29 protein-coding genes are annotated in these 26,687 nt (G+C 48.3%); 11 read left to right on the top strand and 18 right to left on the bottom strand.

Translation table 11 applies throughout. From position 1 onward, the window contains the following. Window positions 1-10: 10 nt before the first annotated feature. From VB077_RS02960 to VB077_RS02885, 16 genes are all read right to left on the bottom strand, one after another. Window positions 11-427: a DUF1492 domain-containing protein gene (locus tag VB077_RS02960; protein WP_323413729.1), complete on the bottom strand. Its 417-nt coding sequence runs from the start codon at window positions 425-427 to the stop codon at window positions 11-13. Beyond that, window positions 424-645 carry a hypothetical protein gene (locus tag VB077_RS02955; protein WP_323413728.1) on the bottom strand — a complete coding sequence of 74 codons (222 nt, stop codon included), beginning with the start codon at window positions 643-645 and terminating at the stop codon, window positions 424-426. Before VB077_RS02955 ends, VB077_RS02960 begins: the two co-directional genes overlap by 4 nt. 92 nt (window positions 646-737) lie before the next feature. Continuing rightward, window positions 738-1,022, bottom strand: a complete 285-nt coding sequence (locus tag VB077_RS02950; RefSeq protein WP_323413727.1) for a VRR-NUC domain-containing protein — start codon at window positions 1,020-1,022, stop codon at window positions 738-740. Between the two features lie 269 nt (window positions 1,023-1,291). Then, entirely contained in the window at window positions 1,292-3,829 is a 2,538-nt protein-coding gene (locus VB077_RS02945) for a DNA primase (RefSeq protein ID WP_323413726.1), read from the bottom strand. Continuing rightward, window positions 3,826-4,251, bottom strand: coding sequence for a DUF4406 domain-containing protein (locus VB077_RS02940; protein WP_323413725.1), 426 nt, complete (start codon window positions 4,249-4,251; stop codon window positions 3,826-3,828). Before VB077_RS02940 ends, VB077_RS02945 begins: the two co-directional genes overlap by 4 nt. 4 nt (window positions 4,252-4,255) lie before the next feature. Further along, on the bottom strand, window positions 4,256-6,178 hold the full coding sequence (locus VB077_RS02935) for a bifunctional 3'-5' exonuclease/DNA polymerase (RefSeq protein ID WP_323413724.1): 1,923 nt from the start codon (window positions 6,176-6,178) through the stop codon (window positions 4,256-4,258). Between the two features lie 65 nt (window positions 6,179-6,243). Beyond that, complete coding sequence (locus VB077_RS02930; RefSeq protein ID WP_323413723.1) at window positions 6,244-6,999, bottom strand: hypothetical protein; 756 nt, start codon at window positions 6,997-6,999, stop codon at window positions 6,244-6,246. 20 nt (window positions 7,000-7,019) lie between these two features. Next, window positions 7,020-7,442, bottom strand: a complete 423-nt coding sequence (locus VB077_RS02925; protein WP_323413722.1) for a hypothetical protein — start codon at window positions 7,440-7,442, stop codon at window positions 7,020-7,022. Between the two features lie 14 nt (window positions 7,443-7,456). Then, on the bottom strand, window positions 7,457-8,734 hold the full coding sequence (locus VB077_RS02920; RefSeq protein WP_323413721.1) for a DEAD/DEAH box helicase: 1,278 nt from the start codon (window positions 8,732-8,734) through the stop codon (window positions 7,457-7,459). A 72-nt stretch (window positions 8,735-8,806) separates the two neighbouring features. Further along, a complete protein-coding gene (locus tag VB077_RS02915; RefSeq protein ID WP_323413720.1) occupies window positions 8,807-9,229 on the bottom strand; it encodes an HNH endonuclease signature motif containing protein in 423 nt (140 codons plus the stop codon). A gap of 120 nt (window positions 9,230-9,349) precedes the next feature. Further along, the gene (locus tag VB077_RS02910; protein ID WP_323413719.1) at window positions 9,350-9,550 is read right to left on the bottom strand and encodes a hypothetical protein; all 201 of its coding nucleotides are present in this window, start codon (window positions 9,548-9,550) and stop codon (window positions 9,350-9,352) included. Window positions 9,551-9,631: 81 nt separating this feature from the next. Further along, a complete protein-coding gene (locus VB077_RS02905) occupies window positions 9,632-10,018 on the bottom strand; it encodes an RNA polymerase sigma factor (RefSeq protein WP_323413718.1) in 387 nt (128 codons plus the stop codon). A 155-nt stretch (window positions 10,019-10,173) separates the two neighbouring features. Next, window positions 10,174-10,338: a hypothetical protein gene (locus tag VB077_RS02900; protein ID WP_323413717.1), complete on the bottom strand. Its 165-nt coding sequence runs from the start codon at window positions 10,336-10,338 to the stop codon at window positions 10,174-10,176. 133 nt (window positions 10,339-10,471) lie between these two features. Then, complete coding sequence (locus VB077_RS02895; RefSeq protein WP_323413716.1) at window positions 10,472-10,639, bottom strand: hypothetical protein; 168 nt, start codon at window positions 10,637-10,639, stop codon at window positions 10,472-10,474. Between the two features lie 109 nt (window positions 10,640-10,748). Beyond that, window positions 10,749-11,471: a hypothetical protein gene (locus tag VB077_RS02890; RefSeq protein WP_323413715.1), complete on the bottom strand. Its 723-nt coding sequence runs from the start codon at window positions 11,469-11,471 to the stop codon at window positions 10,749-10,751. Further along, window positions 11,468-11,851: a helix-turn-helix transcriptional regulator gene (locus tag VB077_RS02885; protein ID WP_323413714.1), complete on the bottom strand. Its 384-nt coding sequence runs from the start codon at window positions 11,849-11,851 to the stop codon at window positions 11,468-11,470. The genes VB077_RS02890 and VB077_RS02885 overlap by 4 nt, the downstream gene beginning before the upstream one ends. 290 nt (window positions 11,852-12,141) lie before the next feature. Here VB077_RS02885 and VB077_RS02880 point away from each other — a divergent pair, with 290 nt between their 5' ends. Genes VB077_RS02880 through VB077_RS02830 form a run of 11 tightly spaced genes read left to right on the top strand, consistent with a single transcriptional unit; the run spans window position 12,142 to window position 24,747 of the window. Beyond that, window positions 12,142-12,360, top strand: coding sequence for a helix-turn-helix transcriptional regulator (locus VB077_RS02880; protein ID WP_323413713.1), 219 nt, complete (start codon window positions 12,142-12,144; stop codon window positions 12,358-12,360). 34 nt (window positions 12,361-12,394) lie between these two features. After that, a complete protein-coding gene (locus VB077_RS02875) occupies window positions 12,395-14,461 on the top strand; it encodes a class I SAM-dependent DNA methyltransferase (RefSeq protein WP_323413712.1) in 2,067 nt (688 codons plus the stop codon). Further along, window positions 14,461-15,840 carry a restriction endonuclease subunit S gene (locus tag VB077_RS02870; protein WP_323413711.1) on the top strand — a complete coding sequence of 460 codons (1,380 nt, stop codon included), beginning with the start codon at window positions 14,461-14,463 and terminating at the stop codon, window positions 15,838-15,840. Before VB077_RS02875 ends, VB077_RS02870 begins: the two co-directional genes overlap by 1 nt. A 2-nt stretch (window positions 15,841-15,842) precedes the next feature. After that, a complete protein-coding gene (locus VB077_RS02865) occupies window positions 15,843-18,836 on the top strand; it encodes a type I restriction endonuclease subunit R (protein WP_323413710.1) in 2,994 nt (997 codons plus the stop codon). 16 nt (window positions 18,837-18,852) lie between these two features. Further along, window positions 18,853-19,725 carry a GIY-YIG nuclease family protein gene (locus VB077_RS02860; protein ID WP_323413709.1) on the top strand — a complete coding sequence of 291 codons (873 nt, stop codon included), beginning with the start codon at window positions 18,853-18,855 and terminating at the stop codon, window positions 19,723-19,725. Between the two features lie 32 nt (window positions 19,726-19,757). Next, on the top strand, window positions 19,758-22,334 hold the full coding sequence (locus VB077_RS02855; RefSeq protein ID WP_323413708.1) for a DUF4268 domain-containing protein: 2,577 nt from the start codon (window positions 19,758-19,760) through the stop codon (window positions 22,332-22,334). Between the two features lie 58 nt (window positions 22,335-22,392). Continuing rightward, the gene (locus VB077_RS02850) at window positions 22,393-22,851 is read left to right on the top strand and encodes a leucine-rich repeat protein (RefSeq protein WP_323413707.1); all 459 of its coding nucleotides are present in this window, start codon (window positions 22,393-22,395) and stop codon (window positions 22,849-22,851) included. 17 nt (window positions 22,852-22,868) lie between these two features. Next, window positions 22,869-23,114 (top strand): hypothetical protein, encoded by a 246-nt coding sequence (locus VB077_RS02845; protein ID WP_323413706.1) that lies wholly within the window; start codon window positions 22,869-22,871, stop codon window positions 23,112-23,114. A gap of 30 nt (window positions 23,115-23,144) precedes the next feature. Next, window positions 23,145-23,543 carry a hypothetical protein gene (locus VB077_RS02840; protein WP_323413705.1) on the top strand — a complete coding sequence of 133 codons (399 nt, stop codon included), beginning with the start codon at window positions 23,145-23,147 and terminating at the stop codon, window positions 23,541-23,543. A gap of 32 nt (window positions 23,544-23,575) precedes the next feature. After that, a complete protein-coding gene (locus tag VB077_RS02835) occupies window positions 23,576-24,217 on the top strand; it encodes a hypothetical protein (RefSeq protein ID WP_323413704.1) in 642 nt (213 codons plus the stop codon). 17 nt (window positions 24,218-24,234) lie between these two features. Beyond that, a complete protein-coding gene (locus VB077_RS02830) occupies window positions 24,235-24,747 on the top strand; it encodes a hypothetical protein (RefSeq protein ID WP_323413703.1) in 513 nt (170 codons plus the stop codon). Window positions 24,748-24,988: 241 nt separating this feature from the next. Here VB077_RS02830 and VB077_RS02825 read toward each other — a convergent pair whose 3' ends face one another. Continuing rightward, complete coding sequence (locus VB077_RS02825) at window positions 24,989-25,780, bottom strand: HD-GYP domain-containing protein (protein ID WP_323413702.1); 792 nt, start codon at window positions 25,778-25,780, stop codon at window positions 24,989-24,991. Continuing rightward, window positions 25,737-26,549 carry an MASE3 domain-containing protein gene (locus tag VB077_RS02820; protein WP_323413701.1) on the bottom strand — a complete coding sequence of 271 codons (813 nt, stop codon included), beginning with the start codon at window positions 26,547-26,549 and terminating at the stop codon, window positions 25,737-25,739. Before VB077_RS02820 ends, VB077_RS02825 begins: the two co-directional genes overlap by 44 nt. Window positions 26,550-26,687 lie beyond the last annotated feature (138 nt).

The following is a 26,687-nucleotide window of genomic DNA, read 5'->3' as shown; positions in this document are numbered from 1 at the left end:
ACAGTGACATTTAGTGACTTGTTCGCGAAACCGCGATATTTTCCACCGCCTCGTCGTGAAGTCGGTACACATGGCGGACGTTGTAGCCCATGTCAACGGCAATCTGCTCCCATGTTTTGAAGCAAAGATACCGCAGTTCTAAAAGCGTCTGGTACTCCGTGTTATCTATGGCTTTGATGAGCCTGACCATCTCGCGCTTGAGGTCAACAAGGCGGTCGATATCGCGGTTGATCTCCGCTTGCAGGTCAACAATTTTCGCCACAGCGTCTGCCATCGTAGAAGTGCCGCGATTGGGATTGCGCGGCATACCCGTGAGCACCCCAGTGCATTTCGTCGCCAGCTCATTCAATGAAGCGATCTGCTCCAGCTTGGAATTGATGCGCTGGTCGAGGCGGTATGCCTGTCCGAGATATTCTTTCGTAGTCATGCCGCCACCTCCGATTTCAGCTTATTGATGAGCATTTCCGGGTCGATATGCGTCAGCACCCCGAACCAGCCGGAGCGGAAGAACTGCTCAATGCTCCGACTCTCGTACTGTGCCGAACGGTTGTGGGGATAGAGGGAAAGAGTGCGCAGCGCCTTGCGGTAATCCTTGACCGCCTGCAAGATAATAGCGTTTGCGAGATTGTTGTAATTGTCATTCATATGGACACGCTCCTTATTTTTATATTTTTCAAAGAAGCGATGCCGCGTTGTAAGCGTTGTATATGTAAAGCGCAGGTGCGTTGTTTTCGTAATCATTGCAGGGAGCCGTTTATCACAGCTCGCACCTCGCTGGCCGAGCGGACGACCGAAGCGGTACCGCCACAGGCGAGGATTTTACGAATAGTTGCGTCTTGCAGTTTCGTTGTTTTGCCTTCGGAGGTCTTGACCTCAAAGGCGTAAAAGCGACCATCGATACAGGCGATGATGTCGGGGATGCCCGCCGTGCCATACATACCGCCGTGTTCTTTCCACGCAAAGCATCTCGGCACGGTCTTAAGATAACGCAGGATTTTTGCCACCAGTTCTTTTTCAGCCACTGCCTGCCTCCTTGTAACTTATTTGCCCAATGTAACTTCGTAACCTCGAAATATAGAGGTGTGCATATATTCACGCGCACACGTGCGTTCGCGTATTGAATCGATGTTGCTCTCGCGTGTATACCCTTGATTTTAGAAGTTACAAAGTTACAAAACATAAGAAAGCCTCAAATTGTGCTTATTTATAGTGGCTTCCGGGCGTAACTTTTCCTGTAACTTTTGCCCTCCGTGAAGTTGCATTTTTGCTTGCGAAGTTACAAATCCGCCGGTCATAGCGGTTCTATCTCCGTGAGTTCGAAGCCGGAGACGTCGCACCTCGCTTTCAGCAGTCCGTAATTGAGTGTCCAAACGCGCCGATTTTCGGAGCCGATGCGCTTTTGCACGTTGCTTTCGAGAAAATAGTCCGAGTGCGAAAGCTGCAGCTTGAACTGAGCGTAGGTCAGCGTTTCACCGGCAACGGCATAGTCCTTGCGGTACTTGGTATATTTGTCGTATACAGGGTTGAGCCGAAGCGCCAGCACGGCATCGCCGTCGCAAATGGCATAGTCGCTCTTGGGATCAAGCCCCATGCGCGACATGACCTCCAGCGTCTGTTCGATCACGCTTTTATTGCTGGTGCCGCCGTCGAGCAGATATTCCTTTGCCGCGTATTCGATATACCTCGTGCAGGATTCCATGTTGTATGGAAATACCTCGTGCCAGGTAAGCCCAAGCGCCCCGCAAAGCTTTTCCAAGAGCCGCAGTCCCGCAACCATACAGGCAAGGTTGTTCACGATACGCGACGGCAGTTCTTTATTAAAGGATCCGAGCGCGTCTTCATACCACGCATAACACTCAGCGGGCTTCGTTTTCAATGCGATGGAGAGTAAGCTATGCCCCAGACTTCCGAGTAAATCGTCGCTGGAGCATAAATCACGAAACGCCGCGCGGCATTCCACCGCTTTCAAGTCCTTTTTGGAGAATAGCAGTTCAATACTGCGTTCCCTGATTGCCGCTTCATCCGGCGATTCCTCACCGGCGACAACGAGCGGCGCAAGAAGCTCGTAGCTCACGATGCTTTGGTCGGCGCGTCCACGGATACCTTCCTGCCCGTCATAGCTGTTACGAAAATGGTTGAGCAGGGCGTCAAGTCGAAACCTGTCGATTTTTGAAGGCTTGAACTCATCCAGCGCCATAGGTATGATATTTGAGGACGCTGCATCCTTCATTAGCGTAAACGCCGTCGTCTGACCCGCTGCGACGATTTTCGCCCTTGAAAACACCGGCATGATGACCCGCTCGAGCGTATTGCTTTTACCGCTTCCGGCTTCGCCGATTAACATGAGATGCGGGAACTTCATATTCTTTTTCCGCAGATGCTCTTTTATGAAGCACCCCGATATCCATGCAAGAATTGACACCGTCTTTGCCGGTTCGTTATACGACATGAGCCGTTCACCGAGCCTTTGAAGCTGGCTCGCCGTCAGAGGCTTCGCCGCCAAGATGGTGCTGGCAATGCTGCGGTATTTTTCCAATTGAACGATGCTTTCGACCGCCGCGCCGTCTGCATCTACCGCGCCGTCCGACGACACAAATGCCATACCGCTTTCATGCTCGTAGATACCCATTGCCTTGACGCCGATTTTCGTCGGCCAGTCCAATTCCGATACATAGGCTTTGAGCAGCTCCAAATCGCCGTCCGAGCCGGTATAGCTGAGTGCGATGGTGCGTTTATTAAGCGCATTCTTGAATTTCTGCTGATTGGCGAAATCCGTCGTCATAAAGGTCAAACGGTATGTCTCGCCGCGCACCGTCACAAGGTCGGCGGTCAATTGCGTTTCCTCCTCGGCGATAATCATCTCCACCGGCACGAATACGAAATTCGTAATGGGATAGGTGTTGTCGCCCTTGGCGCGGAAGTATTGCCCCTTATATTCATAGACAGGCGCGTTGCCGCCGGAGGCATAGACATCCTCGGTAAGCTCGCAAGCCTTGGCCAACGTTTCCTCGCCGTAGGTTGCGCCGCTAGCATGGTGCCGCGTATCCCACTTTTCTCGGAATAGTCCGCTTTGCCGGAAAAGCCTGTCCATCTGCTCCTTGTCCTTGCCAGACCAGAACGCCAGCTTGCAGCAGAGCGCCATATCCGCCTCGGACTGGCTGGAATAGTCGCCCTGCCAATCGCCGTCCCACAGCTTTGTAAAGGACTCGCCATTTTCCGCACTTTTCGCAAGCTCCAGAAGGTCGTCATCAGTAAGCGGCGCAGCGGCGTTCTTTTTTGCCTTTTTCTTTTGCTTTTTGGAAGATCGGATATACGTTTCATGAATCCATTTGAGCGTACCGTCGTCCTCGGCGATGGTGTCGGTCGCGCTGTCCAGCCTTTTACCTGTCATGGTGAAGTAGCGGGTATGCTCGTACATCTCCACGCCGGTCTTGGTGTTTTTGTTGCCGGTGCCGGGTATCGTGCCTTTGAAGAAAAGATGGATGCCTGTGCCGGAGGGAGAAAACTCCATGTAGGTCGGCTGCTTTGCGATGATGGCTTTCGCGGTATCGTTGAAAGTCTTTGTTGCCGGATCGTAGCAATGGTCAACATCCACGCCTACAAGGTCATCGTCCTTCGTGAACATGAAGCCCAACCCCGTAAAGCCGTATCTCTCCAGCGCGTCGGCGGCGGTCGCGTAATCCGTCCATGTCGCCGGATTATTGGACGCTGCGCCCTTGCCCGATATGGGATTGAACGGCATCTTTTTATCCTTGCCGCCTTCCTTATCGGGGATGAGCCGCCAGTTGACCCATTGCTTTCGCTCCATCAGTTCCTGCGGATAGCTCATTTCGGCGACACCTCCTCGCAATCCTCATTAAAATGCCTGATTACGATGCCTCGCTTCTCGGCACGGTCAATTTCGCGCTCCATTCCAGGCGATATGCGCTCGCCGAACACCCATACCTCTTTGCAGCCGTCCAGAAACACCATACCCATGAACATTCCAAGCTCGCGTTCTTCTGGAACAGCGTCTGAAAGGAACTGCACAAAGAATAGGTGTGGGGCAAACGGTATGTAGCCGGACTTTACAGCGAAAGCGCAATAGCGGCGGGCATTTAGAGTGTTTTGCTCCGTATCCCCGGCGTAGGGAGACGATATGAACACCTTCGGCATATACGGGCGTTTGCGCTGCTCTTTAAGAACATTCACCACCGCGTCGTGCGCGGTCGGGTCAAGATAACCCTCGGAATTGTAGATATTAACTCCCATATGTTCACCCCATTTCTTTCAGCTCGCCGAAATTTGCCCCATACGCCGCCTCAGCGATGATTGGCACATCGAATTCCGGGAACGGCTGCACCTCCATACAGGTCTTTATAAATGTAACCGCTTCGTCGAGCTTGTCCGCAGGGATCTCAAACACCAGTTCATCGTGAATCTGTAAAAAGGGCTTGAGCCACGGCCGCTTCTTCATGCCTGCGACGATGCGTCCCATCGCCAGTTTGAGGATATCGGCGGCGGTACCCTGAATCGGTGTATTCATCGCGCAGCGTTCGGCAAAGGAACGCGTACCCCAGTCGGAGGACAAAATGCCGACGAGGTATCTGCGGCGACCCAGCCATGTTTCCGAGAAGTATGTGCTGGCGGCGCGTCTCTTGAACCTGTCCTGCCATTCGGCCAAGCGCGGGTATCCGCTTTTTAGTTGCTCGATGATCGTTTCACATTCCTGCTTTGACACATCAAGCCCCGCCTTAAAGCGCAGCGTTCGCTGCAGCCCCGCCGCGAACAGACCGTAGAACACGCCGAAGTTGCAGTTCTTGGCTATCGTCCTGCGTTCTTTGTAGTGCGGTGCATTTTTATCGACCGCCGTTTTAAATGGAATTTTGAAAATGACCGATGCCGTCTGCGCGTGAATGTCGCCGCTTCCGCGATAGGTTTCAAGCATTCTTTCATCACGGCAGTAGAACGCGCCAACCCTTAATTCTATCTGGGAGAAATCCAATGAAATAAGCAAGCTGCCCTCCGGTGCGACGATAAACTTACGAATGCCGACCGGGTCATTGTCCTTGCGCGGACAGTTTTGCAGGTTGGGATTACGCGACGCAAACCGTCCCGTTTCGGTGCCGAGCGGCATCAGGTCGGGATGAATGCGCCCAGTGGCCTTGTTGATGTGCGTCAAGTACCCGTCTATATATGTGCTTTTCAGCTTGCCCCACTTGCGGTACTCCTGTACCAGTTCAAACAGGCGAACAAGCTCCGGGCGCTTCTCTTGGCAGTATTCGGTAAGCAAAATCATCGTTGCGTCGTCCGCCGCCTCCTGATGCTTTTCCGTGGTTTTCAGTACAGGCAGGCCGAGGCCTTTATATAGATACTGCTTGAACGCCAAAGTGGAGGCATTTGCGCCGATGTCCACGCCGCCGGTCATCTCATCGATTTCGGCGCGGATTGACACGATTTTTTCTTCCGCTTCCTTTTGCCTTTCAAGCATTGCCGACACATCCATAGGCACACCGTTATACTTCATCATGCCGCAATACACCGCTGTGGGCGATTCGACCTGCTCCACGAGGTTTCGGTGGCTGGGCAGGTTTTTGTCAAACCAGCCATTGAATTTGTGATACAGCCGCAGCGTATAATCGCTGTCGGCACAGGCGTAGCGCAGCGTTTCATCGTCTGCCGGATCCATTTCATCAAAATGCCGTCCCGCCGTAACGGTATTGAAGTCCGGCATATTCGCGCCGAAAAGCGAGGTTGAAAGCAGCTTTAAGCCACTGTCCGACAAATTGCGAAACTCGAATTTGCTCTTGAGAGTGAGCTGTGCCGCCGCGATGGTGTCATAGCAGGGTTCGCATACGACAATTCCCATCGCGTACAGGAACATCGCTTCAAAAGCGAGGTTGTGCGCTACCTTCACGAGCTTGGGATTTTCAAAGACGGCTTCACGCAGATACTCCATAACACTTGCGGGATCTGCTGCGTTATCGCCGACCTTATGCGCCAGCGGGATATACACGGCACTGCCCTCCGAAACGGAAAGGCTGATACCGACGATATGCGCTTTATGCGCGTCAAGCGCCGCCTTTGGCTCATCGCGCCATGCGTCGTCGGGGGCAGTTTCAAAGTCGAAAGCGATAATACCAGCATCGCCGATATATTCGCGTATCGCGTCGGTTGTATATATAATGTGGTAATCCATATGTACTCCAATCTGCCGCTTACGGTCGGGCAGCGTAAAACTACCCGACCGGCGGCGGTTATGATTCAGGCGAGAGGTTCGATGACCTCGCCGGTTTCGGGATCAACGTTTGCGGGAACATCCACAGTGGATTCCGTGTCGTAGCCGACGCGGGCAGCGAATGTTTTGACCTGCTCCGTCAGCCCGGAGATGAGCGCAAACTCCTCGTCGGTCAAATTGCGGTCAACCGAGAACTGCGCCTGAGAATACGCGATGCCGCTATTGTTCGTAGCCTTCTTCAACGTAAATTTGGTGACCACTGCGTTGGATTTTTTACCCTTGGAAAGCAGACGCATGATATAGCGGGTGAAGTCTTTGAGCGAGCCGGTCGGCAGAGAGAGTATCATCGGGAAAATCTCGCCCTCGCGCAGAAGGTAGATGCGGCGGCGGTTTTTGCAAGCCTTTGCACCGTTTTCTCCGGAGCCGAATTTGTTATACGGACACTTGGCGCATTCACCGCCGGGATTGCCTTCACCTATGACACCATCGAAGCTGCCGCAATCGGGAGGATTGGAGCCGCCCGTGTACTTGTCTGTGTAATAGGCATACAGCGGGTGATGATGCAGGATGACCGCAGAAAACTCCTTGACCGTTTCGGGCGAGTCGGGGTTTTCGCCGGGGATTTCAAATACCGTCATACCGGCAGCGGGTATTTTGATACGCTCAAAGCTGCCGGACAAGCCGGAAAGCTCCTCGGAGAGCGCGTCGTTCAGGTTGAAGTCCTTCAGCGCCAGAAATGCACTGTTCGTAGTGGTAAGAGCCGTCTTTTCGTTGCTTTTCATAGTTTTGTTCCATCCTTTCGTTATTTGCGGGTCGCCTTGCGCACGCCCACGGTCGTTTTTTCGAATACGCTGACCAGCCCTTCAAGCCAGTCGGGTAACACATCGTCGTTCTCGGATATCTGCTCCCGCACAAAAGCCGAGAGGGAGTTTGCGTTGACGGTCTCGTAGACCAGTCCGCCGTAGCCCTCTGCTCGAAGCGCCTCAAAGAGCTCGTCCTTGCGGTCGGCGGTCGCCGATGCGCGGGTCGTATTGGTGAGGCAGAACATCGTGCCGGAGCGGGTGAAGTTCTGCGTTTCGGTATCGGTCATGAGCTGCGCCAGAGCAGCGTCGGTTTCGTCGAGTGCGGCGTTTAACTCCTTCACGCGCTGCTCGGCGTCTTTTTTCTCGTCCCGCAGAGACTTAAGCCGGTCTGCGAGTTCAAACATTTTTTCGGAATTGTCCATTGTGATATGCTCCTTTACATAAATGGGTTGTTGCCGTAGCGATAATCGTCGACCAGCGTCTTGGCAAGGTTCGCCTTGTTCTTCAGGGCTTTGAGCACCTTCTCATCGACCGTGCCCTGCGCGGTAAGATAAATATAGGTACATGGCATCCGCTGACCGGCGCGGTGAATACGGGCTTTGCACTGCTCGAAGTTGCTCATGCTGTAATCCAGCGAGTAAAAGACCATCGTGCTTGCCGCCGTGAGCGTCAGCCCCAGACCGGCGGTTGCGATCTGCCCGACAAATACGGGGACATCGGGGTCGTTCTGGAAGCGGGCGACCTGCTCGTCGCGGTCTTTTACGCCGCCTTTGACGATGGAGTAGTTGACACGCTTCTTTTCGAGCATGGCGCAGATCGCGTCAAGCTCCGGCACGAAGCGGGCGATAACGACGAGCTTGCGATTTTCCTCGATTGCCGCGTCGAGGATGTCCTCCAGAACGTCGAGCTTTGCCGTTGATACCTGTTCTGCGGCGCTGCTCTCGTCGCTACCGATGAAGCCGCCCGTGAGCTGCGATAGCCGCAGCAGCTTGGTGAGCACGTTGGTGATGGTGACCTCGCCCTCGGATAGCTCGGCGTAGCTCTCCTGCACGAGACTTTGGTAGAGCTTCACCGCTCTCGGCTCCAGCTCGACCTTGCGGATGATGTCGGTCGTTTCCGGCAGGTCAAGGCAGTCCTTCTTTGTCGCCCGAAACGCGATGCTGTGCATACGGCGGGTCAACTCCGGCTCCATCGACTTTTTGAGCACCGGCGTGTGATTGCCGTAGCCGGTCATGTAAAAATAGGTGTTGCGGAAGCTGTAAAACGACTGTCCGAAGATGCGCGGGTCGAGGAACTTGTACTGGGAGAAGACGTCGATTGCCTTGTTCGTGACCGGCGTTCCCGTCAGCAGCAGCCGGTATTTTGCCGCTGCGCCCAACCGGTGCATCGCCTTGGACGCCGAGATGTTGTGCGTCTTGATTTTGTGCCCCTCGTCGGCGATGATCAGGTCGGGATGCCATGCCGTAAGCTCCTTTTCTAAACGCCACGCTGATTCGTAGTTGATGACAGCCACCTGCAGCGCATCGCCGATCATGTGCCGGAGCGTATCTGCCTTCTTCTCGCCGCTGCCCTTAAGCACGGCGAGCGTGTAATCGAAAGCGGCAAACTTGCCGAACTCCTCGTCCCATACGCCGACGACCGACAACGGTGCTACGACCAGCGCTCGTTTGATGCGTCCGGCGTTATACAGCGCACCTGCTGCGGCGATAGACACCAGCGTTTTCCCGGTGCTAACCCATTTCCATTAGGAGAGCGACGCCCTGACTTCTGGAAATATTCATTTACATCACCTGCCTTTCTTCTTCCCGAAACCGTGTACTTTGCAATGCTCCGACTGTGACGGGAGCACCTCAAGGTTTGCGGGGTCGTTGTTGAGCTTATTGCCGTCGATGTGGTGGACAACCTCGCCCTTTTTGAGCGGTCTGCCGAGTATGGCTTCGGCAATTCTGCGGTGCGCGTGTTTGCCGAGCAGCTTGGGATACGCCTTTCCTTCGCCGGTACCACGGAGCTTGCGACTCCGCTTAACACGCGACTCCATCATGCCACCGGGCTTGTTCATGGGGTTATCCGTGCGGTTGTACTCGGTCATTCGCTGCGAGTTCCATTTGTAAAAATGCTCCCGGCAGCAGAAGTTGTTTTCACGGATTTGGCTTTCCGACCGCTGGAATGCTTTCCCGCACAGGGCGCATTTCACCGTGACCTTCGTCATCGGAATCACCTCCCGTCGAAACCAGACCGAACAGCCCGCAAACGAAATTGAATGCGGCGACCTGATGCGCGTAGGGCTTTGCCTTGATTGGCATTGGAAGCAGCGGAGCAGTGTCTTTTTTCATCGGCTTTCGTCACCCCCGTCCGGCAGTTCCGTAATGGAAACGCACTCAACGGTGTCGCCGGGAACGATAACCATCACGCGGCGTTTTTCGCCGAACAAATGACGAAGCAACCGTTCCCGCATTGTGACACGCTGACATCTGACGACGCCGTCCTCGGTGGGCTTCTTTGAAACGCTGATTTTCAGGTTGTGCTTCATTTTCCTATCCGTCCTTTCCGAGGGACGGTGTTGCCTGTCCCTCGGTATACGGAGAAAAGGAAGCTGTTTTGGGGAGGTGTTTTAGAAATTCTTTTTAAATTTCTTTCTTGCGGCATCGATTGATTCGCGTATGGCCCGATGATCGACACCCTCACGGCGGGCAATTTCACGTATTGAAAGCCCGTCCGCAAGCATCAGCAATCGGCGCTGCTGCGTTTCCGAGAGCTTGTCCAGCGCGGCATTAACCTGAGCGGCATCGTCCCTGCTTGACATTTCGGTTTCGGGGGTAGTGTCCGTCGCGTACTCCAGCCCCTCATAATCGATGGCGTCGAGTGAATAGCTGTGATAGCGCTCCTTGCGGTCAAGATTGCTTTCCTCGCGCCGCGACGCGGTTATGTAGCTGCCGATTTCCTCGTTGACCTCAACTTCGGATGTGGTACCGTCTGCGAATTTCCATGTAATAAGCATTGTTCATAGCTCCTTTGAATTTCAAAAATTCTGAAATCCGCCAGAGCCAGCCAATCCGCACAAAACAGAAATGGACGGCAGTAGAACCCACCTCTCCTGAGAGAAGTAAAGTTCCGCACTGCCGTCCAAGCGTTCTGGCGGATGTTCAGTTGTGGTTAAGCGACCTTTTCGTTTTTAATCTCTAAAGTTCCATCGTCGCGGAAATGAATTAGAGTCCGTATGCCTTTTTGTACAATTTCGATGAGCTTGTGCTTGGCGTCTACCCGACAAACTTTTTTGCCGTCTACGTTCCGTATCTCTTCAAGAACAACATTGTCCATAACAGCCCTCCCTTCATACGAATTATCTATAAGAAAAACCGCCATGACGTGCGCAGAGAACTCCAAACTTGCGTCTGAAAAATTCTGCAATGTAGCACGTCATAGCGGCTTATTTGCAAGTAATTTTATTTTGTTAAGGCGGTCTACCGCCAATCACCATCGGAATATCTTTCCCTTTTGCAGCTTCGCATTTGACAAGCACAGGCAGAGGCTGTTGCAGTTGGCCTGGCACTTTCAAAACAAAGCAGTGCTTATTAATCGGACATTTCCTGATACATCGGTAAATCGTGCTTTTTTCCATTGATAACTCGTCCTCCTTGTGTTATTATGTTGTAAACACGCTTGTTCGCTTATTTACTACACTATAGGTAAAAAAGAGGGAACGCACATATAAACGCACATTCCCAGTGCTAGTTACAAAGGTACTCCTCAATCGAGACTTCTTCACGTGAAAGAAGCCCCAAATTTTGAAGTCTATATTTCATCGGCGAGTAATTCACGCTGAACATTTCTGCCATCTCGCGGATGATAAAATCAATACTGACATTGATTTTCATAGGCGAGGCAGGGAGCAACGACAATTCTGCCTTTTCTATAAAGACTTTTTCAGCAGCTTCTTTCGGCATGAGAAAAGCAGCGGCACAATAGTTGGCTTGTGCCTCAATCCGCTCAATCGCGGTCATTCCTTTTCGTTTGCCGGATTCGGCACGGAAGTCCTTCTTCTGACAAAAATGCTGATAGTTTGCCGACTTGGTTCGAAAACAGCGAGGGTGAATGATTTGATGAAAACATTCATGTATTACTGTGAAGTTTTCTACACCACGGTTATCGCCTTCGCTGATGGTTCGGTCAATCAGAATCGTTCCGGCATGAACAGCGATTTTATTGGGCATCATCCCGTCTTTATAATAAGGTTCAGGCCATGCCCACCAATAGCCTTCATTGTACGCAGTTAATCCAAGATATGACTGGTCAGGGGTAAGATAAATCCAGTCGGGCGTACAGTTTATAAAATCGACCACATCGTAAACGTCGATCGGCTTGGGGCGAATAAGCCGTTCTCGATCAAAGTCCTCCGTCAGTTTGATTGCCTGGCCTTCGAGTTGAGACGGCGAAAGGTCATAGTATATCAATTGTCAGCGTCTCCTTTTTCCTTCGCTTCGAGCATTTCGATAACCTTCTGCCAGTCTTCATCATCGGCATTAATATTACGAGCAATCCTCAAAGCAACACGAGCTTTCTCGCTTCCCATGATGTATTCGGGCAGGTCAGGTGAAACTGTGTTTTCTTTTGCAAGTGCTGCCAAGTCAAACATCTCGTTCGTTTCGCTCTCTGTGAGATGCAGTGCTTCGGCGATTTTATACAGTTTGTCCTTGTCTGGCGGGTAGCGCCGTCCCTTTTCGATGTCGCTCATGTAGGCGGGGACGATACCAAGCAGTTCAGCGAGCTTTCTGAGGTTGACCCCTTTCTCCATTCTTTTCGCTTTTACGTATTCTCCAAATTTTGTATCCACAATGAAACCTCCTCGTTGTGATTAAGCGTGTTCGCTAATCTGCATATATAATACGCCATAATTATGGAGTTGTCAATAGGTTCGCAGAAATTCGGGAAAAATTCACATCTGCTCATGTGCCCACAACGTGTGTTTGTCGGTTGCATAACTTATGCGATAAATCAAATATTATATCTTGCATTTCGGATAAGATATTGACATTTTCGCATATTACTGATATATTTATAGTGGTTATATTGTGTCGTGGTGAAAACACGCTTTGAACTGCTACCGAAAGAGAGGCAAGAAGCATGGCTGTGAGCTATAAAAAACTTTGGAAACTACTAATCGATAAGAACATGAAACGCACAGATCTCCGGGCTGTAACAGGCATTAGTACAACTACTCTTGCCAAGCTAGGGAAAGACGAAAACGTCAGCACCGACATTCTTGCGAAAATTTGCAAGGCATTGGAGTGTGACGTCGGCGACATCATGGAGATGGTGAACGATGAACACGCAGATTATTAAGTCTAAAAAAACTGAACAGGAGAGTTTCTTTATCATGAACCAGACAACCTATAATTCGTTAAAAGCATTTATTTGGGGCATCGCTAATGATTGCCTTGTTGATGTATATGATGTCGGTGATTACCGCAAGGTTATCCTGCCATTCTTTGTCATCCGCCGCTTTGACGCGGTTCTTATGCCGAAGCATGACGATGTCGTGAAAAAAAGAATAGAGTTTGAGAAAAAAGGTATTACGGTTGATATTGACCCGGCGCTTTGTACGATAGCTGGTCAGGCTTTTTGCAATCGCTCCGACTACACACTGACTGATTTGAAATCCCGCACCAATCAGCAGCAACTGAAGCGTGACTTCATCGCATATTTGGACGGGTTCTCGCAGAATGTGCAGGAAATTCTGAGCAAGTTTAAAATCCGCAACGAAATTGATACGCTCTCCGAGCATGATCGCTTAGGGCTGCTTATTGAAAAGTTTGTTGACCCTCGCTATAACTTCAGCACGGAGCCGGTGCTGAACGATGATGGCACTGTTCGCATAGAGGGGTTGGACAACCATTCGATGGGAACGCTCTTCGAGGATGTTATCCGACAGTTCAACGAAGAAACGAATATCACCGACGCCGGACGCCATTTCACACCGCGAGACATTGTGGAGCTGATGGCTGACCTCGCGTTCATTCCGGTTCAAGACCAGATTCAAAGCACTACATACCGCATTTACGACGGCGCTTGTGGAACGGGCGGTATGCTTACAGTTGGAGAACAGCATATTCAGACGCTTGCTGCTCGTCGCGGTAAACGTGTCTCAATAAAGCTGTTCGGTCAAGAGAACGCCGACGAGACCTACGCCATTGCCCGTGCAGATATGCTCGTTAAGGGCGAAGGAGCGCAGGCGAATAACATAAGGTACGGTTCGACAATATCTGAAGATAGATTTGCCCATGAGGAATTTGACTTCATGCTCTCGAATCCGCCATTTGGTACGTCGTGGAAGTCCGAGTTAAAAGCATGGGGAGATATCAAAAAGGATGATATCTCAGACCCGCGTTTTATTATTGAATATGATGGAAATCCTGAGTTTTCGCTTGTCCCTGACATTGGCGATCCTCAAATGCTTTTTCTTGCGAACAATATAAGCAAAATGAAAAGGTCTCCGGGACTTAAAAGCCGCATCGTCGAAGTACATAGTGGTTCGGCAATGTTTACAGGAAAAGCAGGTTCTGGGTGGAGCAACCTGCGCCGATATATTATCGAACAGGATATGTTGGAGGCCATTGTTGCATTGCCGGAAAATATGTTTTACCGTGCCGGAATAAGCACTTATCTTTGGATCGTAACGAATAAAAAAGAAGATCGCCGTAAGGGTAAAGTACAGTTGATTGATGCAACAAGCATGAAGTCGGCCTTAAGAAAAAACCTAGGAGATAAGAACTGCGAGCTTACGCCCGAAATAAATAGACAAATTCTCGGCTGGTATCTTGCTTTCGACTCAGCGCCCGCACAATATAGTAAGGTATTTGAAAACGCTGAGTTTGGATATTGGTCGGTTGATATTCATCGTCCTTTACGGCTTACCATACGGATTACTGATGCCGGAATCGAATCCCTTCCGTCAAAAGGCAAGGACGCTGTAATAAAGGAATTAATGATTGCAGCAAAAGAAAAGCTCGGCACCCAAGAATGGCACAATTATAACGATTTCATGCAACAGCTTGATGAACTTGCTGGCAGCTTGAATTTGAAGCTTACCGCTGCACGCATTGGATTGATAAAAAAACTCTTTACATCTATCAGTGAAGATGCAGAGCCAGTACTGAACACGGACGGGAGTCCTGAATCGGACAAAAACCTAAAAGAAACCGCTCAAGTTCCTCTGCTCTATGAAGGCGGCATATCGGCTTTCTTTGAAAACGAAGTACACCCGTATGTAACAGACGCATGGGTTGACGAAACAAGTATAGTTGTCGGTTATGAGTTAAGTTTCAATAAATACTTTTATATGCCGATCGAACTCCGAAATGCGAGAGACATCATTAATGACATACAAAATATTGAGGAAAACACCGATGGGTTGCTATCCTCAATTATTGGAGGTGTTTTGTGATGCTGAATTCATATGACTCATATCAGTCTTCTGAATTGCCATGGATAAAGCAGATTCCGTGTCATTGGCAATACTTGCGGAATAGAAACATCTTAATTGAGAATAAAATGAAGGTCGGAGAGAAATCCGACACATACCAGCTTCTTTCTTTAACCAAGCAAGGCGTCATAGTCCGGGATATATCATCGGGCAAAGGAAAATTTCCAAGCAGCTTTGATTCATACAAAATTGTGATGCCCGGAAATATAGTTTTCTGCTTGTTTGATGTCGAAGAAACTCCAAGAACGGTAGGAATATCCCATGACCATGGTATGATAACTGGTGCATACAATGTGTTTGAAATACGAAACATGATTAATCCCGACTATTTGTGTTTCTATTACATAGCTTTCGATAACATAAAAGCCTTCAAATCGCTCTATACTGGCTTGCGAAATGTTATTAAAATGCCAACATTTATGTCGACCAAAATCCCGTTCCCTCCTCGCGACGAACAAGATCAGATTGTACGTTTTCTGGATTGGAAAACGTCTGAGATGGCGCATTTCATCAAGGAAAAGCGGAGACAAATTGAACTGTTGATAGAGCTTAAAAACTCATTGATATGCACTGTTGTCCTTCATGGACCGCACCGGACCGCTAATAAACGGGACAGTTCTGTTGAATGGATACAAACAATTCCAGCGCATTGGAGTGAAATCACACTCTTTCAATGTGCTACAGAACAAAATCTATCCAACAAGTCAGTTCGCCATCAAAACCTGCTCTCGTTGAGCTATGGCAAGATAGTAAACAAGGACATCAACACAGCAGAAGGGCTTCTCCCATCGTCATTTGACACTTATCAGATTGTTCACGATGGTAATGTTATTCTGCGTCTTACAGATTTGCAAAATGACCACAAGAGCTTACGAGTAGGATTGTCCACACAAACCGGCATCATCACATCGGCTTACACCTGCTTAAAGGCAAGAGATAACATCTTGCCAGAATACCTCTATTACTTATTACACGCTTACGATGTTTCCAAGGTCTTTTACGGTATGGGCGGAGGTGTCCGCCAAAGCATAGGGTATGCTGATATTCGCAGAATGGTTATACCGCTGCCGCCGTTGGATGAACAGCAAGAAATCGTGGATTATTGTCGCGAACAACAAGCAAAAATCGAGCAGATGATTGCGGGAATTAAAGATGAGATTGCACTTGTCCAAGAGCTACGCACGAAGACCATCTCTGATGTCGTAACCGGCAAGGTGAACGTCCGTGATGTCGAAATACCGCAGTATGAGCCGGAAGCCGACGATTCCATTGATGAAGAGGAAAACGACGAAAATTCGTATGAAGATAACAGCGAAGCTGCAGATGAGGAGGTAGAATAAAGATGCCGACCAACACCAGAGAAAACGGGTTTGAAACTCTTATCGTCGACTGGCTCGTGAATCAAAATCACTACGAGCAAGGCAACAACGGCGATTATAATCAGGAGTACGCAATCGATGAGACGCGGCTGTTCCGCTTTTTGCTTGATACGCAAAAGCCCTATATGGACGAACTGCGTATTTTGGAATCGGAGACGGAGAAAAAGAAATTTCTTGACCGCCTCAGTAAAAAGCTGTCGGATTCCGGTGTTGTTGAAGTTCTGCGCAAGGGCTTCAAATACAAACACCGTACTCTGGAAATGTATATGGTTTTGCCGTCGGAGGGCAATCGCGACGCCCAAGCGCTGTACGACAAAAACATATTCAGTGTTACGCGGCAGCTTCAATATTCCAAGGAATACGGTCGCCTTGCCCTTGATATGGCGGTATTCGTCAACGGTCTGCCCATCATGACATTTGAACTGAAAAATCAGTTCACAAAACAGAATGTCTCGGATGCCGAAGGACAGTACAAAAAAGATAGGTCACCGGCTGAACTGATTTTCAGTTTTAAGCGGTGTCTGGTGCATTTTGCTGTTGATGACAGCGAAATCCGTATGTGTACGGAACTTAAAGGCGAGAAATCCTTCTTCCTGCCGTTCAACAAAGGCTTTAACGACGGTGCTGGAAATCCGCCGAATCTCGGCGGCATTAAAACAGACTACCTGTGGAAGCAGATACTGACAAAGCCGGAGTTGTCCAACATTCTCGAAAACTACGCACAGGTCATCGAGGAAAAGGACGAGGACACAGGCAAGAAATCATATAAGCAGATTTTCCCACGCTATCACCAGCTTCATGTTGTCAAAGCGCTACTGGCCGATGCAGCAAGGGATGGTGCCGGTCATCGTTATCTTATTCAGCACAGCGCCGGTTCGGGCAAATCGAATTCTATCGCGTGGCTGGCGCATCAGCTCGTTACACTTAAAAACGCCAACGGTCAGGTGTTTGATACGATTATCGTTGTCACCGACCGTATCAACCTCGACAAGCAGATAAAAGACACGATTCGTCAGTTCATGCAGGTGTCTTCCACTGTCGGTTGGGCGAAGGACTCAGGTGAACTGCGGCAACTGCTTGATGATGGGAAGCGCGTTATTATTACCATCGTCCACAAATTCCAGTTCATTCTCAATGACATCTCCGACGCCTACAAGCACAAGAAATTTGCCATCATCATCGACGAGGCACATTCCAGCCAGAACGGTAGCCTCTCTGCAAAGATGAACATTGTCCTCTCCGGCAATGTTTATAACGATGGCGACGAGCTTGAAGACAAGATTAACAGTCTGATCGAAGGAAAGCGCATGGCGCAGAACGCCAGCTACTTTGCTTTTACTGCCACGCCGAAGAACAAAACGCTGGAAATGTTCGGCAAGACCATCGTCGACGAAAACGGCAATCCTATTCTGAACGAGGACGGCACAAAAAAATCAGAGCCGCACTATGTTTATACGATGAAACAGGCCATCGAGGAGCATTTCATCCTTGATGTTTTGAAATACTACACGCCATATCAGAGTTACTACCACATTGTGAAGACCGCCGCTGACGACCCTCTATTCGATAAGAAACGAGCGCAGAGTGTGTTACGGTCTTATGTCGAAAACCAGCCGTATGCCGTCAAGGAGAAAGCTGGCATCATCGTCGAGCATTTCCACAATTCGGTTAAAAACAAAATAGGCGGTCAAGGTCGCGCAATGGTGGTAACCAGCAGCATTCAACGTGCCATAGAATACTATTACGCAATTACCGAGGCACTACAGGCGCGAAGAAGCCAATATCGCGCTATCGTGGCTTTTTCCGGCGATGCCAATTACAACGGTCAAACGTTGAACGAAGCAAAAATAAATGGCTTCCCCAGTTCGCAAATCGAGAAAAAATTCAAGCACAACCCATACCGCATTCTTGTCGTCGCCGACAAGTTCCAAACTGGCTACGACGAGCCGCTGCTCCACACAATGTATGTGGACAAGGGGCTTGCAGACATTAAAGCGGTTCAAACCCTCTCGCGCCTTAACCGCTGCTACAGCGGGAAAAATGATGTTTTCGTCTTGGATTTTGCCAACGACCCGGCTGATATCCAGCAAGCTTTTGAGCGGTATTATAAAACCACGGTTCTTTCCGGCGAAACCGATGCGAATAAGCTGAACGACCTCATTGACACGATGGAACCGATGCAGGTATACACGCAAGACCAGATAGAAACCTTTGTCGGTCTGTACTTAGGAAACGCACCGAGAGAAAAGCTCGACCCAATCATAGATGTTTGCGTGGAGGCATATAAAGCACTTGACCTTGAAGACCAGATTGCCTTTAAGAGCAGTGCAAAGACGTTTGTGCGTACATATAATTTTCTTTCGTCCATTCTGCCTTATGGCTCACATAATTGGGAAAAATTGTCCATCTTTCTAAATTTGCTTGTTGCAAAGCTCCCGCGCCCGCAGTCTGAGGAAGATGATGTCCGTAAAATAATCGAGGATGTCGATTTGGAAAGCTATCGTGTGGTCGCGCAGGACACAATAGCTATTCGGCTTGCCGATGAAGATGCTGAAATCGACGCTATTCCTGTAAAAACTGATGTCGGGATTCCCGTGCCGGAAATGGACACACTTACCCATATTATCGCCACCTTCCATGACATATGGGGAAATTGCGACTGGACGGACGAGGACAAAATCAAGCGTCAGATTGCCGATTTGCCTGACATCGTTAAAAACGATGAGGCGTATCAAAACGCCATGCGCTATTCTGACGCACAGAACGCCCGCGACGAAAGCGACCGTGCTGTGTTTGAAGCAATTATGAAAACAATGTCGAGTGGGATGGAACTGTATACCGCTTTCCAAGACGATATGAGGAATAGTAATAATCAGTCTTTCAAAAAATGGCTATTGGATATGGTGTTCAATTCTACTTACCGTCCCGGCGGAGATTCAGTTCATCCACAAGTTTAAAACGAGGAGGCGCACTATGGCCATGCGAGGGAAAAGCATCAATCTATTTTTAATGGACGGCGAGCCGGGCGGACGAATCAAATGCACGCTTGCAAACTGGACTGGCGTCGCCTATAAGATTCCGCGCACAGCTTTGGATTTGTGCAAGGAGCGTGATGACCTGAAGCAAAGCGGCGTCTATTTCCTCTTTGGTACATCCGACCAAACTGGAAACAACGTCGTATATATAGGACAAGCTGGCGCTCGCAAAAACGGAGAGGGCTTGCTTTACCGTCTGTTGGAACACAAACGCAATCCCGATAAAGACTACTGGACAGAGGCTATTGTTTTCACAACATCTAATAACTCTTTCGGCCCGACAGAAATAAGCTATCTCGAAAATCGCTTCTGCGGGCTTGCGTTCGCGGCAAAGCGCTATGATGTGAAAAATGGGAACGACCCGACGCACGGTAATATCACAGAGGAAAAAGAAAGCGAGCTTGAAGAATTCGTCGATTATGCCCGCATTGTCATGGGAACGCTGGGGCACAGAGTTTTCGAGCCGGTTGCTGCGGTAAAGCCTACGACTGAGGTTTCAACTGTACCTGCCGACGAGCCGTTGCTTTACTTCAATCGTACCAATCTCAAAGCTACTGGTCGCCGTACCAGTGAAGGGTTTGTTGTCCTCAAAGGAAGTGCGGTCGTTGAAGGGCTGCAAAAGAGCTGTCCTGAAAACGCAGTAAAACTGCGCGAACGTTATAAGGATAAGATTAATGCCGATCACATTCTCACAGAGGATATCCTTTTCTCAAGCCCCTCTGCCGCTGCCGCGTTTGTCGGCGGTGCGAGCTTGAGCGGAAACGAACTGTGGAAAACTTCGGATGGCATATCATTGAAAAACTTAGATTAGCACTAAGGTGTTCACGGGAGAAGGTAAGCATTATGAATGAGCTACACTCGTTATCAATACTATTTCAGAACAGGCTTTTCAGAATACCTGATTATCAGCGCGGCTATGCGTGGAAGCGTGAGCAACTTGCTGACTTCTGGGATGACCTGATGAATCTGCAAGAGGACAGATATCATTACACCGGCTTGCTGTCGCTGAAACCGCTTTCCCGCAAGGATGTAAAGTCATGGGATGGTGACGAATGGCTGCTCGACAGCGGATTTAAGCCGTTTCATGTGGTCGATGGGCAGCAGCGCTTGACCACCTTTTCCATTCTGATGTTCGAGTTAGTTTCCTTTGTGCAACAGCTGCCGGACAACGTAAAAAAGTCTGACGAGGACATTTTCATCGGCTTTGAATCGCTGCGTGACATCAAAGCAAAATACATTCTGCGGAAACGTCCGCCACAAAACCTGATTACCACATACCTGTTCGGTTATGAGACAGATAATCCCAGCGCGGATTATCTGAAGTATAAAGTGTTTGAAGAGCCGTTTGGCGGCACCATCTTTGAAACCTACTATACGAAAAACCTGAAGTTCGCAAAGGGGTTCTTTGCTGAGAATATTGATGCGCTTTACCAAAGCGAGGGTACAAGCGGGATTGAGAGCCTGTACCGTAAACTCACGCTTCATCTGATGTTCAATCTGCACGAAATCGAGGACGACTACGATGTGTTCGTCGCTTTCGAGACAATGAACAATCGCGGCAAGCGTCTGACAAATCTAGAACTGCTCAAGAACCGTCTGATCTACCTGACGACGTTGTTTGATGAAGGTCAATTGGATAAGCGTGATAAAGAGCAGCTTCGGCATGACATCAATGAGGCATGGAAAGAAGTCTATTATCAGCTTGGGCGTAACCAGTCTGCGCCTTTATCTGATGATGAGTTTCTGCGACATCACTGGATTATGTATTTCACATACTCCCGTAAAAAAGGCGACGACTACATAAAATTCCTGCTTTCAAAGTTCTCTGCCAAGAGTATTTTTGAAAAGGTAGCTGTCGCCGCACAGGACGAGCCTGACCTTCTCGTTTCCACTGATGACGATGCTTCCGATGACGATGATGATGTGGCCACGCCGGATGAGCCGGAAATCATAATAAAGTCAAAGCTACAACCTTCCGAAATCAGCAAATATGTTAATAGCCTGAAGGAAACTGCCGAATACTGGTATTATACGTTTTTCCCTGAAGAGAGCGATACATTAACTCCCGACGAGAAAATATGGATCGGTCGTCTTAACCGCATCGGTATCGGGTATTTCCGACCGCTGGTAACCGCTGCGATAATGCCGTCATCAAAAGCGACGGCAGATGAACGAATTGCCTTCTTCTCCGCTGTTGAGCGATTCATTTTCCTGTGTTTTCGTCTGGCTTCTTTCCAGTCCAGCTACGCAAGCAGCGTTTATTACAGCAAAGCAAAAAGCATTTACGACGGAGAAATCACTCTGCAGTCTGTAACTGATGAGCTAAATGACCGCTCAGATAAAAATAACAATGAAGCGGTTCTGAATTTTATTGCCCGAAATAACCGCCGCTTTAATTCCGGCGACGGCTTTTACGCATGGCGCGATCTGAAGTATATGCTCTACGAGTATGAGTTTTCGCTTGGACAGCAGTGCAAGCTGCAAAAGGTAGATTGGCGTCTTTTTACCACAGTGGAAAAGGATAAATTCTCCATTGAGCACATTTTTCCGCAGAACCCAACCGTGTGGTATTGGAAAAATCAGTTCAGGCAGTTCAGCGATGCCGAAAAGAAGACCCTTGCTGGGTCACTCGGAAATCTTTTGCCATTATCGCAGAGCATCAATTCCTCGCTTCAGAATGATTGCTTTGATGAGAAGAAACATTCCAAGCCCGGTCGTCGCGGGTATGAGAACGGCTCTCACTCAGAGATTGAAGTCTCAAAAGAAGCCGATTGGGATGCGCAGCATATTTATGACCGTGGAATACAGCTGTTGACATTTATCGAAAATCGCTGGAACATATCGTTTGGCGACGATGTGCAAAAAACAGCCATTCTGCATCTCGAATTCCTGTTTGATGGACGCAGTGTGCCGCCTGAAATACCTGATGATGTGATGCCAACAATACCGGCGCAAAAATCGTCTACACAAGATGCTAATGGGTATTTTACGGACGGTTTCGATCTATCCCAAAAGCAATTGAGTTTTTGGATTGGATTTGCCGATTACTGTAATTCGATTAACAGAAGTGACATTGCATCAAGAAAACCTGCGGGGCAGAATTGGTACGACGTTCCTTCAAACGGTCATGATTACCACATCTCTTTTACTATTACCCAAGGACATACGGCTCGCATTCTTATATACACATACAACATCGACGCTTTCAAGCGCCTTGAGCAAAAGAAAGCCGAAATAGAGTCCCTGTGTGGTTATAATTTCGATTGGAATACAAGTAGAAGCAGTAGTGTGCAGAGGCGAATTATTCACAGTAGAGATATAGACTACTTTGCCACCGAGCAACAGACTGAGTGCTATGATTGGTTCGTTGACCGTTTTGATAAGCTGAAATTGGCGCTTGATACTTGCGATTCGCATTAATGGTTCGTTAAGCGTTATTGAGAGTGGGTAAAAGAATGGCTTATTCGAGGAGGTTACCATGGGATTGTTTTCAAAGAAGCCGGGGCTTGATAAAATTGATATAGAGCGACTTCTAAAACACGGTTTTATTGCAACGGGAAACAAAAGAGCGCCGGTACGTTATGCTGACGAAGAATATCGCGGACTTACTTTGAATTACATGCCGCATTTCCTCAAGGGCTGCTTCACCGGCTGCCAAAGGCTTGAGAATTTGTTGTACGGCTGTAAAGAGCGTGAAACAGTGACGATACACGCCGGGGCTTTTGATAGTTGTGCAAATCTGAAGACAATCGAGATTCGTTCCTTCTCCGGCGGCATCGTTGTTGAGGACGGTGCGTTTTGCAACTGCCCGCTTTTGGAGAAGGTATACATCAGCTATCAATTTATGCGCCCAATCATCGGAAACGAGCCGTTTTCTAACTGCCCAAATGCAAAGATTGTATTCGGCTCGGCAAGCACATATACACACGGATGGTAATTTAGGAGGAAAGGCAAATGACAGCTAAAACAACGGAACCGCGCAAGACGTATAGTATCACGATAGGAAGCGCGTGCGATGCGCCCGACTATGTCTCGGATGACTCGGACTATTACAGCTATCTGCAAACAAAACTGCTTTTTTCAGGCACATACACCGAGGCGGAAGAAAAAGCAAAAGAGATGCTGCAAAATGAACGAATGAAAATGAGCAATACCGAGCTAAATACAATATCCATCACATACTGGATTGAGGAATTGTAGAGTTCTGCCGATTGCGAGAGGAAAACAAAAATGTATTATTTGAGGAAGATTATCGGGTGGGTTGCCTTACTGCTCATCAGCGCCGCACTCGGCTTTGTACTTTTCCGATATGCGCCGCCGTTATCATTCAGAATCGAGGAATGGACACAAAATGCGGGTCCGTTGATTTTGCTTTTCTACGCCGCTTTTATCGCCGCCTATATCGCTGTGACGTGGGTTGAGAACAAGATAGCGCAATGGAGCGACGTGAATGGTAACACTGTGCTTGCTGTCCTCTGTGCGATACTCACAGGTGGTGCGGTGTCTGTAGTGTTTGCAATTAACATCTGGAACGACGCTTACGGCGACGGTTGGATTGCGCTCGGACATCTTATCTTTATCGGTATCGCATCCGGCGTGTTTGCTTTTATCGGGGTTAAAGATATATAGGCTTTTGGCTTGGTTTACGAGGAGGTAACAATATGGGATTTCTCTGTAAAGCTTTCGGGCATAAATGGGAGCGTCTGTCCAATAAATGCTCCCGGCGCTGTCGTGTTTGCGGAACTACAGAAACAATCGAGCATCAATGGCAATTGATAGAGGGTCAATGTGCCGAAAAATGCACAGTCTGCGGTAAAAGGCGCAGCATTGAATGTACCTTTGATGGGTGCAAATGTGTGAGATGCGGAAACGAAAAGCACTCCTATGTTTATGTTGACGGCGATGCCACCGATCTTCAGCTCTGTACCAAATGTGGTAAGTATTATTTGTCAAGAGATCTGCGAACCAGAAGCACTGAAGAAGGAATTCTGGATATGTTTGAAACGCTTATTTCCCTACATGGAGATATTTTACCGCAGATTATATTAACCGATCACATCTATAATGTGATTGCTTATGATGTGATTGCTGCTAAGCGTCAGCAGCTTTCGGAAAAAGAAGAACGTATATTGAATTTGCTATACGAGCGCGGTGTACAAACAAAGGCAATCGATGATATACGCGCAAGAATTGAAGAACGTAAGAAGAGCAGGTCTCTTTCAAATGACGAGATTCGGCGGCAGGAATACGACGCTAATGCCGACGAAGGCATTTTCCACGGAGGTGTCCGTGGCGACAAATAAGAAGTTTGGAGGGCGCTATGAATTTATTCGGAAAGCTCAAATGCAAAAAGCAAGGCCATAACTGGAATGGCTGTAAATGCGTCCGTTGCGGCGAGGTGCGCGACGAAGGGCATCACTGGCGTGCTGGTGACGATAAACTCCATTACTGTACCAACTGTCGTAAATCAGAACCCCATGTTTGGGATGGCTGTAAATGCAAGGTCTGTGGAGCTACAAAGCACACATTCGGCGATGACGGCTTTTGCATCCACTGTGGGCAGGGCAAAGTCGTCGGGCGTTATGCGGGAAAGCGCACGGAGCTTCGTTTGGAACATTGCAGTCGCTGCGGCAAAAAGACACCCCATCTGGCGGTGATATGCGACAACCCTAATGACCCGAATTATGGAGCGGCATATCGAAGCGATTGTATTCCCTGCGGTGGCGTACCGTTTTGCCCAAAATGCAACAGCTATGTCTCCGCAACCTTAACCAGAAACGAATTTGACGGTGTGGAAAGTGCCGCATGCGACTGCTGCGGCACAGTGCTTTAGTGCGATTAACACAATCAGATGATAGATCGAGGGGTTCTATGTATAAAGGCGAAACCGCATGTCGAAGAAAGCTTATATACGTATTGCCCGTTAACGATACCCTTGCTCGTTAACGAAAACCCTATAGCCAACAAAAATGGTGCATTGTATCAATATATCTCGGTCAACACATTTATTAACAATAAATAAATCCTCCTTTACCCTTTGGTTAGAAGCGGTGAAGGAGGATTTTTAACATTTATTATATGATTCCCAGGAACATCTTTACAAGCTCGGGATCGAACTGAGTTCCGGAACATTTCTCTAATTCTGTAATGACTTCTTCTCTGCTTAAGGCCTTGCGATAAGGTCTATCGTTGCTCATTGCATCATAACTGTCAATAATAGATATAATACGACATTCAAGAGGAATCTCTTCACCTTTTAGACCAAAGGGATAACCTTTACCATCCCAGCGTTCGTGATGCTTTAAGATGAAATCAGATATCGGAGCCAGCTCTATGGAAGCAATGGCTATCTCATATCCCAGTTTAGAGTGTTGTTGGATAGCGAGTCTTTCCTCTGGAGTTAGGGGACCTGCTTTTAGAAGGATATTGTCCGAAATTCCGATTTTACCAATGTCGTGAAACTCAGCCAACAGAACAATTTGGTTCAGTCTATTTTCCGGTATGCCGCTTTTAAGGGCTAATACTGCTGCCAGATTAGCCGTTCTATCCACATGATCTTTAGTGGTCATGTCCTTTGTCTCTAAGGTTTTCAGCAGGGTTTTAACGATTGTGCTGCACTTGCTGTTACTGTTCAGCAATTTTTCAAGATGCATGTTATCCAAGGCTTTTTGATAAATATTAAACATTTCTTTTTCGGTGTTATCACTTATGAAAAAACCATGCGAGAAGCTCAAGGGGAGGTGTGGATTGCCCATATTATAACGGTTCATGTTTTTATGAAACTGGGTCATGATCGAATCGATACATTTATGATCTGCGTTATTAACAATAAGAGCGAATTCGCCCCCGCTTGTATAAGCAACCATGGTTCCGTTTGCGGCACAAGAGCTTATAATTTCGGCTGCCTTTTTTGATCAGGTGGTCTCCCTCAGCAAATCCAAAGGTATCATTAACCAGCTTTAGTCCATTGATATCAAAAACTATAACTCCCGGGGAGGTCCATTCGCTATCCTCCAGCATATGGAAAAAGTATTTACGGTTATAAAGTCCGGTAAGTTTGTCATGGGTGCTGTCATAGAGTATTTCATTATACGGAGGCAGAATCAAATCATAGAGCAAGGATAAGAATATAATCGCAAAAGCCAAACCTCTAATATAATGTCCCAGGAAATTATAGATACCATAGACATCGCTATAGAGTGTAAAACAGAAACCGGAGAGAGTAAATAGACAAATGACTGCAACAACTCGCTTATAGAAGGAAGGCTCGAGCTTTTTCATCCTCGATAAAACCAATAATGACAATAAATAAATGGTGATAATAATATATTCACTGACTTTTTTGAAAAGGGTAAGCCCTTGACCGTCAATATAGCAAGTTGGGAAAAGACGGGCAAAGCAAAGAATCGTTAACCCCAGGGAAATAACACAGGTCGAAACTAAAACGATACAATAAGGGGCTTTTTTATCGAAGAACAATATTGAAAATAAGAAGGCCAAGGCAATAAGATAACTTTGGACGATCCAAAGCTGAGTAGGCAAATTTGAACCATATCCGGGGATTAAATTCATTCCCTTAAAGGTAAGCGTATGCAAAATACCGATCAGTGAAGCCGTTAAAAAAGTAGGACCCAAGTCTGAAATAATCAGTTAGGGGTACCAGCAAAATCAAGTGAGCACAGCAAAGCAAGCCATCGGTTGATGACTTAAAAATCTAGATTTGCAAGAAATTAAGAGGCTGCGCGAATGTGATAACCTTGGGTTCTAGCCAAG

The organism is Desulfitobacterium sp., assembly GCF_034927245.1.
Classification (GTDB): domain Bacteria; phylum Bacillota; class Desulfitobacteriia; order Desulfitobacteriales; family Desulfitobacteriaceae; genus Desulfitobacterium_A.
Note: the sequence above shows the minus strand (reverse complement) of the source record. Positions and strands in the feature narration are given on the sequence as shown.